This is a genomic window from Gilliamella sp. M0320 (assembly GCF_016101635.1).
GTDB classification, from domain to species: Bacteria; Pseudomonadota; Gammaproteobacteria; order Enterobacterales; family Orbaceae; genus Gilliamella; species Gilliamella apis.
In genome coordinates, this window is record NZ_JACFQD010000004.1 from 84,743 (window position 1) to 99,451 (window position 14,709).

Genomic DNA, 14,709 nt, shown 5'->3' on the forward strand with positions numbered 1-14,709 from the left:
TTGCCAATAATTATTCATAATCATGATATTTTAACAATATACTTAGCTGACTAAATAAATGAAAAATAAATTAAACTTAAATTTACCCAAAAACATTAAAATTCCTGCTATATTTTTATTGCTACTTCTATTTGGATCTACATTAATTTGTCTTGGTTCAAGAAATGATGCAGTAACTGTTGCTAAAAGTATCAAATCAGGGGTATTAACCGCTGACGAAATCAATGTTGCCTTTCAAAATGTAGGTGGAAAAGTAATTAAACGCTTTGTCCAAGAATCACAATTCGTTAAAAAAGGCGACCCATTAATGCAACTTGAAGATATTGATACCAAGCTATCAATTGATCGCTTGCAAGCATTAGTTGATAGTCAAACTGCTGCTGTTAATCAAGAACAAGCAGCAATCGAAATCACTGAAAATGAAATCAATCTTAATGAGTTATCAACTTGGCGAAAAATTGAGGAAGTTAAAGCTAACCTTGAAGCGGCAAAGTCTGCTCGTGATCTAGCTAATACTGAATTTCAACGCCATACTCAATTAAGAAAAACGGGCGGTACTTCTCAATCACAACTTGATGCTGCACGAAATGTCTACATTAGTACCAAAATGCAGGTTGTACAGATTGAAAGCCAATTATCAACCTTAATGATTGGCGCAACTCCAGAGCAAATTAACCAGTTTGAACAAACTAGAAATGCCACAGGTATGACATTGCAATCGATTACTATTGATCGACAAAAACTGCAAAATCGTCAAAATCAGCTTGCTCAAATTAAAGCGCAATTAGCACAAGCTCAAGCTGATTTAAAACAATTACAAGTCAATTACGATCGACTAACATTAGTTGCGCCAGAAGATGGTAAAGTTCTAAAACTGATGTTTGAAGATGGTGAGATGGCACCTGCTGGAGCACCAGCTGTATTATTAGAAACTGATCGCAAATATGTCGATATCTATGTTAATGAAAAAATGGTCAATGATTATCAACCAGGCACAAAGGTGAAGGCGAATGTTATCGCATTAGATAAAACCGTAAAAGGCACCGTTCGATTTGCAACTGCTGCGCCATCATTTGCTGACTTACGCATGACTCGAGAACGAGGACAGGCTGATTTAACATCTTACCAAGTCAGAATCTATATGGAATCTATTCCACAACTATTAACCGGTATGACAATTGAGGTTGATCAATGATGCGACAAAACATCATTAAATCTATGCTTGAAGAGCTTGATGCTATGTTATCAGGCCACTTCATTCCTTATTATAAAGTGTGCTTAGGTTTAGCAGCAATCGTATCACTTATTTTTTCAATTGTTCTGAGCCATGGTTCAGTTTTTGAAGGAAAAATCGCCGTTATTGATCTTGATGGTTCTAATTATTCAACTGAATTAATCAGTAAGGTAAATACGTCACCATTTATTGAAATAACAGAAGTGATTCGATCGCCAGTTAATCCAATTACATTGGTTTCTCATGATCGTAATTTAGGCGTGTTATATATCCCTAAAGGGTTAGAAAAATCGTTAAAAAAAGGTGATCAGACGGTTAAATTAGGTTATTTTGCTGATGACTCAAATGATGCCCAAAATGCTAAAGTAATGCAAAGCCTGAATGAAATTATCCCTGAATCAGGTGCAGAATTAAGTGTTGGTAAAGTCGCAGCATTAGGACTAGGTCGAGAAGCAACAGAAGCGACCTTATCACCAATGCAATTAAAAACGAGAACCATGTTTAATCCAGCTAGTTCATCAACAATATCCACTATTATCTATTTTGTTTACTTCTTTTCATCATTAACCTATGGTTTAACCTCGTTAATGATTATTGGTCGATTAAAAACCATGGGGATGTGGAATACAGTAATTGAACGTGGTTTTTTACCATTATTAGCCAGAACAGTGCCTTATGCCCTATTTTATACAACGGCTTTAACCTTAATCACGGCAATATTGGTAATATTTGGTCAACTACGCTTTGATGGTAACTATTTTACTTTCGTACCAAGCATTTTTATGACTGGTTTAGCTTTTGGTTGGTTAGGTTTACTACTATCTTGGAAAACTAACCATCCTGGCGAAGGAGCTAGTAAAATGATTTTCCTTGTCCCTCCCGGTTTTATTATGGGTGGTTCAACCATGGCTGTAGGTATTATGCCAATATGGGCATTTTATGTTAGTCATGCCTTTCCATTAGTTTGGTTATTTCGCTTTTTTCGTGATATAGGCATCCGCGGACGTTCATTTATCGATATGCTATCTACATATGGTATTTTCATTATCTATTTAACAATTATTGCTTTTGTCGTAATGATGTTTGTTAATCGCAGTAAAAATAGCCAACCAGAATAAAAAATAACCTCATAAATTATTGAAACACCAATCGGTGTTTCAATATCAACTGCAGTATTCTCTTGATTATAATTTTCAATTAACAACCTTATAATCAATTACATTCATAAATTTGTGATATAGATCACATTAAACAGTGAAAGCGAATATTCATTTATTGTTTAGTTTACTTTCTTTTATGTGATTTCTCTTTTAAGTTAAATTTTTGAATAATAATATTAATCTCCTTTTTATTGTTTATCTTTCACATTGAAACCTTTCGTTTCGTTTCAAATGAAAATAATATTTCAATTTTTCCTTTTATAATCAGTTTTGTGACCTATCTATCATTTTTCGATCCCTTATCTATGTTTAAATTTAATAAAGGAATGAAAGTTGAACGAGTGGTAAAAATGAATAAAGAAATAATCAATACTTTGCAACGTAGAGAAAAAATTATTCATTTACTCGATACAGAGAATACCGTATCAGTTAATAAATTAAGTAAATTATTTAAAGTATCTAGCGTTACCATCCGAAACGATTTAAGACACCTTGAAGAAAAAGGTTGTATATTGCGCTGTTATGGTGGCGCAATGTTAAATAAATCCTTTGCATTGGATAAGCCATTATTAGACAAAAGCCGTATCAATTCGATCATAAAAAATAAAATTGCTCAGCGAGCTGCTGAAATGGTTAATGATGGAGACCGAATCATTCTCGATTCAGGATCGACAACAGCAGCTATGGTTCCCTATTTACGTAACAAAAAGAACTTAATTGTCTTTACTAATGCTGTAAATATTGCCTATGAATTATCAACTAATAACGACATAGAAGTAATTATTGCTGGTGGTAACATCAGAAAAAAAGCTTACTCCATTTCCGGTCCTACAGTAGAACAACAATTAAGAATGTACCATTTTGACAAACTTTTTTTAGGTGTTGATGGTTTTGATCTAGATGCTGGTATTACAACACCAAATTTCGGTGAAGCCAATGTTAACAGAGTAATGTGTCAAGTTTCTGGGCAAATTATCGCAATGACTGACTCAACAAAATTCGGTCGTAAAAGTTTCTGTACGATTGAAAAAATTAATCTAATTAAAACCCTAATTACTGATACAGAAATTCCAAAAGATTATCTAGAACAATTACATAAATTAGGAATAAATGTAGTAATTGTAGATGATTAAACGTTATAAATTTATTGAAATGATTAAAAAGGATATAGAAGGATATAGATTATGCAAAAATATTTGAATTATTCGTTAGATTGGTTAGAACAACACGGAGCTCAACATACTGCGAAAGAAATTTGTCAACAACCACAAATTTGGCGAAATTTATTACAAATCATTTTACAAAAGCAAAATCAGTTACAATCATTTTTACAACCTTTACTTTCCGATCCAAATCTAGAAATAATTTTGACCGGAGCAGGCTCATCCGCTTTTGGTGGTGTTGCTCTAGCACCATGGCTAAGAGAACAGACTCATCGTAACGTTCACGCTTATGCTACAACAGAGATTGTCACTAATCCTCAGCAATATTTATCACCAAATAAAAAAACGTTAATTGTCTCATTTGCGCGATCCGGAAATAGTCCAGAAAGTGTTGCTGCAGTCAAATTAGCAGATCAAATAGTTTCTGACTGTTATCATCTATTTTTAACCTGTAACCCAACCTGCGCATTAACAGAGTATGCGGCAAAAGAAAATAATTCTAAGCGTATTTTACATCTGGTCATGCCTGAAGGAACTCATGACTTAAGTTTCGCAATGACATCGAGTATTAGTAGTATGATGCTTGCCACCCTTTTATTGCTAGACAATGTTGATTTAGAAAAAGCACACAATGCAGTAATGGAAATTGCCAGTATTTGTGAAGAGAAGCTTTCAAGCTGGCAATCAATAACCAAACAGTTAGCTGGTAAAGAACATGATCGCGTTATCTATGTTGGTAGTAGCTGCTTCACAGGTATTGCACAAGAATCTGCATTAAAAATTTTAGAATTAACCGCCGGTAAAGTAGCAACCCGCTTCGATTCAATATTAGGACTACGTCATGGTCCAAAATTTATGGTTGATAAAAAAAGTTTAGTTGTCTGTTTTTTCTCAAGCGAACCATATGTTCACCAATACGATATTGACCTATTTAATGAACTTGTTCATGACAAAATTGCTGCTGACGTCATTGCACTAACAAGTCAAGAGAGTATTGATCAACAAATATTATCGGTGGATAGCAAACTCCCTGATTGTTGGTTGATATTTCCTTATCTAGTTTTCGCACAAATGTTAGCGTTTGAAAAATCACTTTATCTTGGATTGACTCCAGATAACCCTTGTCCAACAGGAGAAGTCAATCGAGTAGTAAAAGGCGTTAATATTTATCCATTTAATAAAAATTAATCATCTGAATATGTTAAACAAATAAACTAAAGGACTTAATAGCAATGAGCACACCTAATATTCTTATGACACGTATCGATAATCGTTTAGTTCATGGTCAAGTTGGCGTAACTTGGGTTAATGCACTTGGTGCGAATCTATTATTAGTCGCCAATGACAGTGCTTCGCAAGATCCAGTCCAACAAAATCTAATGGACATGGTTGTCGCTGAAGGCATTCAAACTCGTTATTTTACCTTACAAAAAACTATCGACATTATTGGCAAAGCAGCAGAAAGGCAAAAAATTTTCATTGTCTGTAAAACACCACAAGATGTATTAACCCTCGTTAAAGGCGGCGTACCAATCAAATTTGTCAATGTTGGCAATATGCATTTTTCCGAAGGTAAAAAACAAATTCATAAAACAGTTTCTGTCGATGAATCAGATATCGCAGCATTTAAAGAACTTGAACAATTAGGCGTAACTTGTGAAATCCGCCGAGTACCTGATGAAGCTGGCGAAAAAATAGCGGATTTAATCAATCTATCTTAACTTGAGGGAGCATACTATGTTAATGGATGCATTATTAATTGGACTTCTAGCCGGTATAGCTGGCGTAGATTTATTTGATGGCCTGACTCATTTACACAGACCTATCGTAATAGGGCCGTTAGTTGGATTAATTTTAGGTGATGTTACAACCGGTTTATATGTTGGAGGATCATTAGAACTGGTATGGATGGGAATGGTACCGTTAGCAGGGGCACAACCACCTAATGTGGTTATCGGTGGTGTGATAGGTACTAGTTTTGCAATCTTAACTCATGCAGATCCTAAAGTTGCAATAGGTATTGCCGTACCATTTGCTATTGCAGTACAAGGATGTATCACTATTTTATTCACCATATACTCACCAATGATGCATAAATGTGATCGTTTCGTTGATCAACTCAATTTTAAAGGAATTGAATGGGTTAACTATCTTGGTATGATTATTCTTTTTGGTTTCTATTTTATTGTTGCTTTCTTACCTATCTACTTTGGTGCTGATGCAGCAACAGCACTAGTTCAGAAATCACCACAATGGTTGCTTGATGGTCTTAGTGTTGCTGGAGGTATGATGCCTGCCATCGGTTTTGCAATGCTAATGAAAATTATGATGAAAAAAACCTATATTGCTTATTTCATTTTAGGTTTTCTTGGTGTGACTTTCCTTAATTTGCCAATTTTAGCAATTGCATTAGGCGCTTTAGCTATAGCAATGATTGATTTCTTTAATTATGGCCGAGAAAACAACGATAGTAACAAGCCAGTAAGCTCAGATTCAGTGGAGGTGGAAGATGGAATTTAATAACGATCATGATAAAAAAATGGCCGAGAAAGAAGCAAAACGTATGGAACAAGCATTAGCGACAAGCAAAGCCACAGCCGATACTTTTTATGATCAAAGCCAAGATGTAACACTAACCAAAGGTGATATTAACCGGATGGCATTTCGTTCTCTTGCTTTACAAGCATCGTTCAACTATGAACGTATGCAAGCTGGAGGGTGGCTTTATACTATCTTGCCAGCATTACGTAAAATACATAAAAACAAAGATGACCTTAAAAATTCGATGCATATGCATATGGAATTTATTAATGTCCATCCTTTTGACGTAACTTTCCTTTCAGGGTTAGTTCTTGCCATGGAGAAAGGCAAAGAAAATATTTCAACTATACGCGCAGTGAAAGTGGCGTTAATGGGACCATTAGGTGGAATCGGTGACGCATTATTTTGGTTAACTTTACTACCAATATGTGCTGGAATTGGTGCATCGTTAGCTTTAGAAGGTAGCTTTTTTGGACCAATAATTTTCCTACTAATGTTTAATATTGTGCATTTTGGTTTACGTTTTGGTTTAGCTCATTATGGTTATCATGCCGGTACCAGTGCTTTACCTTTATTAAAAACACACACAAAACGTATCTCACATGCTGCATCTATAATTGGTATGACAGTAATAGGAGCATTAGTTGCTTCGTATGTACATTTATCTACACCGTTAGAAATAAATGCAGGACAGGCTCATGTTGCGCTACAAGCTGATGTATTAGATAAATTGATGCCAAATATATTACCACTTGGTTTTACCTTAATTGTTTATAGTTTAATGAAACGTAATTTCTCACCAGTAAAATTAATTGGATTAACCGTTATTATTGGTGTTGTAGGTAAATTAGTTGGATTTTTATAGAGGAAATTATGTTAGGGATAATATTAACCGGTCACGGTAGCTTTGCTACCGGGCTTTACGAAGCCGCCAGCCAAATTATTGGTAAACAACCACAATTTACGGCTATAAATTTTCCTGATGGTATGAGTAGTGAACAATTAGAGGAACAATTGCACCAAGCATATCAAGAAACTAATAGTGGTGATGGTGTCTTGTTTTTAACAGATATTGTCGGCGGTTCTCCATTTCGATTATCGGCGATTTTAAGTTATCAACACCCAAATATTGAGGTAATTGGTGGTATTAATATGCCGCTTTTACTTGAAATTTTGTTACTACGTGAAAATTTAGATATTACAACCATTCGTCAAGAAACTATTGAAAATGGTAGGCAAACAATAACTAGCTTATGGCATGAACATCAAAAACAGTCAACTATTGATAAGGAATGTTCTGATGGAATTTAAACAAATTTGTGCTCAAAAGGTTTTAACACCTGTTGGTTGGATTGATAATGCAATTATCAGTATTAATAATGGAAAAATTATTGATATTCAGCCTAGTGAGAAACCTTGTACGAACCAAATAAAACTGTTACCAGCGCTCATAGATACCCATATTCATGGCGTCATGGGCGCTGACACTATGGATGCTACTCATGAATCATTAAATACCATAAGCTGTTTTTTAGCAAAACGCGGCGTTGGTGCTTTTTTAGCAACAACAGTAACTGAAAGTTATGAAAAGATTGAAGCTGCATTAATACAAGTTAAAAACAGTATAAAAAAAGGCGTTTCAGGTGCCACATTATTAGGTTCGTATTTAGAAGGGCCTTTTTTTAGTGATATACATAAGGGCGCTCATCCTGAAGAGTTTCTATGTGCACCAGATCGTGCAATAATTGAAAAATGGTTATCGCTAGCTGAAGGAACTTTGAAATGTATAGCTTTAGCACCAGAATACCCCAATGCCCTCTCTATTATCAAGTGGTTAAATGAACAAAAAATCCGCGTTATGTTAGGACATACTAATGCCGACTATCAAACAATTAAAGATGCAATATTAGCTGGCGCAAGCGGCGTGGTACATTGCTATAACGGCATGTCTGGATTACATCATAGACAACCGGGCGTTGTTGGTGCAGCATTAAGTATCGATAACTGTCAAACTGAAATTATCGCCGATGGCCACCATGTTCATCCAGCAGCGATTAAAATCGCCCATAAATGTTGTGGAAAAAATCTGTTACTAATTACCGATGCAATGCAAGCAACAGGAATGCCAAATGGCGATTATTATTTAGGTAAATTACTAGTACATATGCAAGATGATGTTGTTCGGACTGATAATGGTGGTTTAGCTGGTAGCACGTTGACCCTTGAGCGTGCGGTAACTAATTTTGCTGATTATACTAATATACCTTTCGAACAGGCTTGGTTACATGGTAGTTATTATCCAGCTAAAGCATTAGGGATTGATGATACTTTAGGTAGTATTGCGCCAAACAAATTAGCCAATTTAGTATTATTAAATGATGATAATCAAATTGTTGCAACCATTATAAATGGTAATGTTGTTTATCAAACATCAGATGATCTTAGCAATATTTTGATTTAAAAAACTATACGCTTTTTAATAAAATAAGAGGTATAAGGGTTAATCGTGTAGGCGTCTACATATCTATTAAATCTATTTTCTTTCCTCTTATTATATAAGGATCGATAAGTAATATAGAGTAAAAATATACTATTTAATTGAAATAATTATTGGTGTTTACCTCCTACTTATCACAAGCAATATCATGGTGATCTTATCTCCTTGAACGTTACTTAAGAGGTTATTTATGCGAAAATTAAAATTAATATTAGGCCTATCTTTTGCTTTATCTTTCTCAACACAAGCATTAGAAACAGTAGATAATTATACATTAGAACAAGTGGTGGTTTTCAGCCGTCATGGATTACGAGCTCCATTAGCTAGTCCAAATAGTACTTTAGGTAAAGTAACCCCTAATCAATGGCCACAATGGGATACACCTGCTAGTTATTTAACTACCCGAGGTGGAGTATTAGAAAGTTATTTTGGACATTATTTTAGTGAATGGTTAGTTGACAATAAATTATTAAGCGAAAATACATGTCCAACAGAAAAAGAAGTATATATTTATACTAATAGCTTACAACGAACTATCGCAACTGGTCAGTACTTTGCGGTTGGCGCTTTTCCTGGTTGCATTGTCCCAATTATTCATAAAGAAAAATTAGGCACAATGGATCCTACATTCTTTCCTGTAATTAAAGATGATAGCCCAACATTTAAAGAGTCTGCCATTGCATCAATCAATCAAATTGCTGATACAAATGGTATTGAAGGTTTAAATAAAAAATTGGATAACGCCTATAATGACATGTCCAAAATAATCAATTACGCAAATTCGGCAAATTGTTTAAATGATAAACAATGTGATTTTACTGCTTTACCAACTAAACTTATTATTGAAAAAGGCAAAGAACCAGGTATAACAGGTCCTCTTCGTACTGGAACATCAATTGCGGATGCCTTTATTTTACAATATTACGAAGGGGCACCATTAACAGATATAGCCTGGGGTAAAATAAAGAATAACGAGCAGTTTGAAAAATTAGTCGCTATCAAAGAAAATTATAATACCGTATTATTTGGTTCGCCTGTTGTAGCCAAACAAATCGCAGCCAATTTAGTTAATTATATCAATCAAACATTTTCAGAAAAAAACAACAAAAGCAAATTTACATTTTTAGTCGGCCATGACTCAAATGTTGCATCACTATTTTCCGCCATAAAAATTAAGTCGTATACACTAGCAAATCAATTTGAAACTACTCCAATTGGTGGAAAAGTTGTATTTCAAAAATGGCGCGATAACAAGACTGGTGAAGCATTAATGAAAATTGAATATTTTTATCAGTCAACCGATCAAATTCGTAATTTGACCCAATTAAATAGGAAAACTCCTCCACAAAAAATTGTATTAGAAATGGAAAATTGTCCAACTAATAAAGATGGTTTTTGTTCATTTTCAACATTTAAACAAATCATGAATGATGTTACTAAATAATGCTTGATATATTGATTGTATGCTTAGGTTTAATAAAAATTCGGGCATACAATCAAAAATCTATTATTTAACAGTTATATTAGTAATCTATACTTAAATTATGACTTATCAAAGTCTACATACTATCTAAAGAAAAAGTTTACCACGACTTTAATAACTAATTGAATCAACATAGATGTAGCATTTTGCTTATAAAAATCATTTTCAAATCGTTAACTAGCAACTAGCTTCATATCTACAAAACCCAATGCATTCATTTTAACTTGGCTTCCGAAAATGGCTATAAATCATAGTGAATGCAACAAAACAAAGAAAAATTGCCAGATGAATATTTTTGGGTCGCAAATAAAAATATGATCTAGGTCACAAAAGAAACTTTTTTATATTGCAATAAAAGATTATAATGACAAAATGTTACCCGTAACAAAATGGTTTAGAGAATAAACTAATGACCGAGAAGAAAAATATTTTCATTTTTATGGGGGTATCCGGAAGTGGTAAATCAGTTGTTGCTAAACAAATTGCCGATAACCTAAATGCGGCTTTTTTAGATGGCGACTTTTTACATCCCAAAGCCAATATATTAAAAATGCGTAGCGGTATTCCGCTAAATGATGAAGATAGACTGCCGTGGCTAAATCTAATTAGTAACGTCGCATTTGCGATGAGTAACGTCAATGATGTTTCGATCATAATTTGTTCCGCATTAAAACAACAATATCGAGATATTATTCGTGGCGAAAATAAAAATATTCACTTTATTTACCTAAAAGGAAGTTTTGCGGTTATTGCACAGCGTCTAGCTGAACGTAAAGGACATTACCAAAAATCTGGCATGTTACAGTCACAATTTGACACCTTAGAAGAACCTACTGCCGATGAAAAAGATGTCTATGCTATCAATATTGAACAATCGCTAATTGATGTTATTAATGAAACTACGCAGGTTATTAATTCAATATGTAATTGTGAATAAATTTATAACAATAAAAAATAAAAAAGATCGGAGAGGTTAATGTGAATTCCACTATTTTAGCTGTAACGCAGCGTATTATTAATCGTTCTAAAGCATCACGTGAGGCTTATTTACAAAAAATAGAACACGCTATGTTAAAAAAAGTCACTCGTGCAAGTTTACCTTGTAGCAACTTAGCCCACGGCTTTGCCGCTTGCTGTTTAGATGATAAAAATGATCTTAAAAATATACTAAAAAGCAATATCGGCATTATCAGTTCTTATAACGATATGTTATCTGCACATAAACCTTATGAATCTTACCCCGAACAAATTCGCAAAGTATTACATGAAATAGGTGCTGTTGGTCAAATGGCCGGTGGGGTACCCGCCATGTGTGATGGAGTAACACAAGGTGAACCCGGAATGGAAATTTCACTCATGAGCCGAGATGTAATTGCAATGTCAGTTGCTGTTGGCTTGTCGCATAATATGTTTGATGGTGCTCTTTATCTTGGCGTTTGCGATAAAATTTTACCCGGGTTATTTATTGGAGCGCTATCTTTTGGGCATTTACCGGCTATTTTTGTCCCTTCAGGACCAATGCCATCAGGCCTATCGAATAAAGAAAAAGTTCGTATTCGCCAACTTTATTCGGAAGGAAAAGCATCACGTGAAGATCTATTAGAATCTGAATCTGCATCATACCATTCTAGCGGAACCTGTACTTTCTATGGTACCGCGAATAGTAACCAAATGGTCATCGAATTAATGGGTTTACATTTACCTGGCGCAGCCTTTGTACATCCAGAAACAGCATTACGTTACGAATTAACAAATGCAGCAGCAAAACAGATTACGCGCTTAACGAACCAATCAGGTAATTATATGCCTGTGGGTAAAATGGTTGATGAAAAAGTCATTGTTAATGGCTTAGTTGCTCTATTAGCAACAGGTGGGTCAACCAACCTAACCATGCATATTGTTGCTATGGCTAAAGCTGCTGGTATTATTATTAATTGGGATGATATTTCTGATTTATCAACTGTTGTACCGCTACTTAGTCGAATATATCCAAATGGACCTGCTGATATCAATTATTTCCAAGCGGCTGGTGGAACGTCATTACTTGTAAGAGAATTATTAGCTGGCGGCTTATTACATGAAGATGTTGAAACCGTTGTGGGGCGTGGACTAAGCCGTTATACCAAAGAACCAATTTTAGAAAATGGCAAACTAATTTTCCGTGAAGGCCCTACTAAATCTTTAGATGAAAATGTGATTGCATCAATCAAAAAGCCTTTCAATTCCCATGGTGGACTAAAGGTTATGTCAGGCAATTTAGGGCGAGCCATAATGAAAACATCTGCTGTTACTGCAGAGCATCAAATTATTGAAGCTCCTGCCGTAGTTTTTAATAGTCAATATGATTTAGATGCAGAATATAAAGCCGGTAACCTCAATAAAGATTGTGTTGTAGTTGTACGCTATCAAGGTCCAAAAGCTATCGGGATGCCGGAACTACATAAATTAATAACACCATTGGGCGTGTTACAAGATCGCGGTTATAAAGTTGCCTTATTAACTGATGGCCGCTTATCTGGCGCCTCAGGTAAAGTACCAGCCGCAATTCATGTCACACCTGAAGCTTATGCTGGAGGATTGTTAAGCAAAGTACAACAAGGCGACATGATTCGTGTCAACGGTCAAACAGGTGAAATCACATTATTAGTCGACGAAGCGGAACTAGCAATGCGACAAGCAGAACCAATCGATCTAACCGATTCACATCAAGGCTTTGGTCGAGAACTTTATTCGGTTATTCGAGAGAATCTTACTTCAGCAGAAGAAGGAGCCGTTAGCTTTTAATTCAACTTATCTGCCGCCATATGCGGCAGATATCGTTAAAATTAGGCTAAAAAAACCCCTTTCCTCAAAATTTTTTAAGATAATACTCAATTGTTAACTTAGTGATTTATTTTTTAACAAAATTATCCACCAACAAATTAACCACATCTTTCATTTTGCCATGCAATGATGCTTTTACACTATAAAGCGCCATTCCCATCACTTGTGAACTATGAATTTCCGGCGGCATAACTAGTTCATACTCACTTGTTTTAACATCTAATAAAGCTGGACCAGGATGAGCCAAGAATGATTGCACGGCCGCTTCAAGCAAATCAGAATTATCAACTCTAATTGAATACAAACCCATTGCATCGGCAACTTTAGCAAAATCAGGATTTTTTAAATCAGTATAGTGATCGACAAGCCCTTCCGATTTTTGTTCTAATTCAACAAAATTAAGTGAACTATTATTTAGTACGATAACTTTGATGGGTAGATTCTCCTGAATTGTAGTCAATAAATCACCTAACAGCATACTAATACCACCATCCCCGGATAAGGTAATAACTTGACGATGAGGAAAGGCTTTTTGCACACCCAATGCTTGTGGCATCGCATTGGCCATAGTGCCGTGTTTTAAACTAATAACGGTACGTCTTTTACCATTGGTTGAGAAATGGCGACATGCCCAAACCATCGCCGAACCAACATCAGCACAAAGTACCGCATCATCATTAGCATATTTATCAATCAATTCGGTTAAATATTGCGGGTGAATAACTGTTTTTGATGGTATCGCTTTTTTATTTAATTTATCGATTGCTTTAATGTGTAATTCACAACATTTATCCAAAAATGTCGTATCTGTTTTTTCGTCAACTAGTGGTAATAATGCCGCTAAAGTTGCTTTGCTTGCCCCAACTACACCAACCTCTACACTATGGCGGTGACCAAGATGAGTAGCATCGATATCGACCTGAATAATTATTGCATTATCTGGATAAAACTGAGACCAGGCAAAATCAACACCCAACATTAAAAGCACATCACAATCTTTAATAGCCGTGGCGCCAGACCCCATACCAAACATCCCCGTCATACCGACATTATAGGGATTATCATATTCAACAAAATCTTTAGCTCTTGATGTGTGGACTATTGGTGATTTTAATTTATGAGCCAAATCAACTAATTCATCATGAGCGTCTGATACCCCATGCCCAGCAAAGATTGTCACTTTACTATTTTCATTTAAAATTTTAGAAATTTTAGCCAACTCATCATCAGATGGACGAATAATAGGATTCGGGTGATAGATATTGTATTCACTGTTATCCTCAACTTTAGTTAAACTAATATTGTAAGGAATAACTAAAACAGCAACCCCACGCTGATTAATCGCAGCTTGAACTGCTGCAGTGGTAATTCGCCTTGCTTGAGTTGGATCAGTAATTTGCTGACAAAATACAGAACAGTTTTTATAAACTGCTTCAAAGTCAACTTCTTGCGGAAAATCCGTTCCTTGTTGAGAAGTAACCAACTGACTAGCCAATAAAATAAGCGGTACTTTATTACGTTGTGCTTCATAAATACCATTAATAAAATGTAAACTTCCCGGTCCACAAGAACCAGCACATGCTGTTATTTGATCGGTCAAATAGGCTTCAGCGCCAGCAGCAAAAGCGCCAACTTCTTCATGACGAACATGTACCCACTCAATATCACTTTTTTTAATAGCGGAAGTAATCTGATTTAATGTATCACCAACAATACCATAACAATGTTTCACACCGGCTTGAGCTAAAACATCAACAATAATCTGAGCAACTGATTTTTTTGATGACATACGGTCTCCTCAATATGGT

13 protein-coding genes are annotated in these 14,709 nt (G+C 35.2%); 12 read left to right on the forward strand and 1 reads right to left on the reverse strand.

What is annotated here, in order from left to right; translation table 11 throughout:
* Window positions 1-58 precede the first annotated feature (58 nt).
* The 12 genes from H3T83_RS06315 (at window position 59) to edd (ending at window position 12,862) form a co-directional block, all read left to right on the forward strand.
* Window positions 59-1,195, forward strand: coding sequence for an HlyD family secretion protein (locus H3T83_RS06315; protein WP_198215373.1), 1,137 nt, complete (start codon window positions 59-61; stop codon window positions 1,193-1,195).
* A complete protein-coding gene (locus H3T83_RS06320) occupies window positions 1,192-2,352 on the forward strand; it encodes an ABC transporter permease (RefSeq protein ID WP_198192313.1) in 1,161 nt (386 codons plus the stop codon). The genes H3T83_RS06315 and H3T83_RS06320 overlap by 4 nt, the downstream gene beginning before the upstream one ends.
* Before the next feature lie 368 nt (window positions 2,353-2,720).
* Window positions 2,721-3,527 (forward strand): transcriptional repressor AgaR, encoded by an 807-nt coding sequence (gene agaR, locus H3T83_RS06325; protein WP_232351123.1) that lies wholly within the window; start codon window positions 2,721-2,723, stop codon window positions 3,525-3,527.
* 51 nt (window positions 3,528-3,578) lie between these two features.
* Window positions 3,579-4,745, forward strand: coding sequence for an SIS domain-containing protein (locus H3T83_RS06330; protein ID WP_065577867.1), 1,167 nt, complete (start codon window positions 3,579-3,581; stop codon window positions 4,743-4,745).
* Window positions 4,746-4,789: 44 nt separating this feature from the next.
* Window positions 4,790-5,278, forward strand: coding sequence for a PTS N-acetylgalactosamine transporter subunit IIB (gene agaV, locus H3T83_RS06335; RefSeq protein ID WP_065577868.1), 489 nt, complete (start codon window positions 4,790-4,792; stop codon window positions 5,276-5,278).
* A gap of 16 nt (window positions 5,279-5,294) precedes the next feature.
* Window positions 5,295-6,077 (forward strand): PTS N-acetylgalactosamine transporter subunit IIC, encoded by a 783-nt coding sequence (gene agaW / locus H3T83_RS06340; protein ID WP_065614704.1) that lies wholly within the window; start codon window positions 5,295-5,297, stop codon window positions 6,075-6,077.
* On the forward strand, window positions 6,067-6,963 hold the full coding sequence (locus tag H3T83_RS06345; protein ID WP_065614705.1) for a PTS system mannose/fructose/sorbose family transporter subunit IID: 897 nt from the start codon (window positions 6,067-6,069) through the stop codon (window positions 6,961-6,963). The genes agaW and H3T83_RS06345 overlap by 11 nt, the downstream gene beginning before the upstream one ends.
* A gap of 8 nt (window positions 6,964-6,971) precedes the next feature.
* Entirely contained in the window at window positions 6,972-7,409 is a 438-nt protein-coding gene (agaF, locus tag H3T83_RS06350) for a PTS galactosamine/N-acetylgalactosamine transporter subunit IIA (RefSeq protein ID WP_198215374.1), read from the forward strand.
* The gene (nagA, locus tag H3T83_RS06355) at window positions 7,399-8,559 is read left to right on the forward strand and encodes an N-acetylglucosamine-6-phosphate deacetylase (protein ID WP_198195908.1); all 1,161 of its coding nucleotides are present in this window, start codon (window positions 7,399-7,401) and stop codon (window positions 8,557-8,559) included. The genes agaF and nagA overlap by 11 nt, the downstream gene beginning before the upstream one ends.
* A gap of 226 nt (window positions 8,560-8,785) precedes the next feature.
* Window positions 8,786-10,039: a bifunctional glucose-1-phosphatase/inositol phosphatase gene (gene agp / locus H3T83_RS06360; RefSeq protein WP_086353766.1), complete on the forward strand. Its 1,254-nt coding sequence runs from the start codon at window positions 8,786-8,788 to the stop codon at window positions 10,037-10,039.
* A 448-nt stretch (window positions 10,040-10,487) separates the two neighbouring features.
* A complete protein-coding gene (locus tag H3T83_RS06365) occupies window positions 10,488-11,015 on the forward strand; it encodes a gluconokinase, GntK/IdnK-type (protein ID WP_198215375.1) in 528 nt (175 codons plus the stop codon).
* Window positions 11,016-11,056: 41 nt separating this feature from the next.
* Entirely contained in the window at window positions 11,057-12,862 is a 1,806-nt protein-coding gene (edd, locus tag H3T83_RS06370) for a phosphogluconate dehydratase (RefSeq protein WP_065614709.1), read from the forward strand.
* Between the two features lie 106 nt (window positions 12,863-12,968).
* Here the strand turns inward: edd and H3T83_RS06375 are convergent, their stop codons facing one another.
* A complete protein-coding gene (locus tag H3T83_RS06375) occupies window positions 12,969-14,690 on the reverse strand; it encodes a thiamine pyrophosphate-dependent enzyme (protein WP_198215376.1) in 1,722 nt (573 codons plus the stop codon).
* Window positions 14,691-14,709 lie beyond the last annotated feature (19 nt).

Excerpts from the sequence above, each read along its gene's own strand:
- H3T83_RS06315 (WP_198215373.1), top strand. The coding sequence starts at position 59 with ATGAAAAATAAATTAAACTTAAATTTACCCAAAAACATTAAAATTCCT.
- H3T83_RS06320 (WP_198192313.1), top strand. The coding sequence starts at position 1,192 with ATGATGCGACAAAACATCATTAAATCTATGCTTGAAGAGCTTGATGCT.
- agaR (WP_232351123.1), top strand. The coding sequence starts at position 2,721 with ATGAAAGTTGAACGAGTGGTAAAAATGAATAAAGAAATAATCAATACT.
- H3T83_RS06330 (WP_065577867.1), top strand. The coding sequence starts at position 3,579 with ATGCAAAAATATTTGAATTATTCGTTAGATTGGTTAGAACAACACGGA.
- agaV (WP_065577868.1), top strand. The coding sequence starts at position 4,790 with ATGAGCACACCTAATATTCTTATGACACGTATCGATAATCGTTTAGTT.
- agaW (WP_065614704.1), top strand. The coding sequence starts at position 5,295 with ATGTTAATGGATGCATTATTAATTGGACTTCTAGCCGGTATAGCTGGC.
- H3T83_RS06345 (WP_065614705.1), top strand. The coding sequence starts at position 6,067 with ATGGAATTTAATAACGATCATGATAAAAAAATGGCCGAGAAAGAAGCA.
- agaF (WP_198215374.1), top strand. The coding sequence starts at position 6,972 with ATGTTAGGGATAATATTAACCGGTCACGGTAGCTTTGCTACCGGGCTT.
- nagA (WP_198195908.1), top strand. The coding sequence starts at position 7,399 with ATGGAATTTAAACAAATTTGTGCTCAAAAGGTTTTAACACCTGTTGGT.
- agp (WP_086353766.1), top strand. The coding sequence starts at position 8,786 with ATGCGAAAATTAAAATTAATATTAGGCCTATCTTTTGCTTTATCTTTC.
- H3T83_RS06365 (WP_198215375.1), top strand. The coding sequence starts at position 10,488 with ATGACCGAGAAGAAAAATATTTTCATTTTTATGGGGGTATCCGGAAGT.
- H3T83_RS06375 (WP_198215376.1), bottom strand. The coding sequence starts at position 14,690 with ATGTCATCAAAAAAATCAGTTGCTCAGATTATTGTTGATGTTTTAGCT.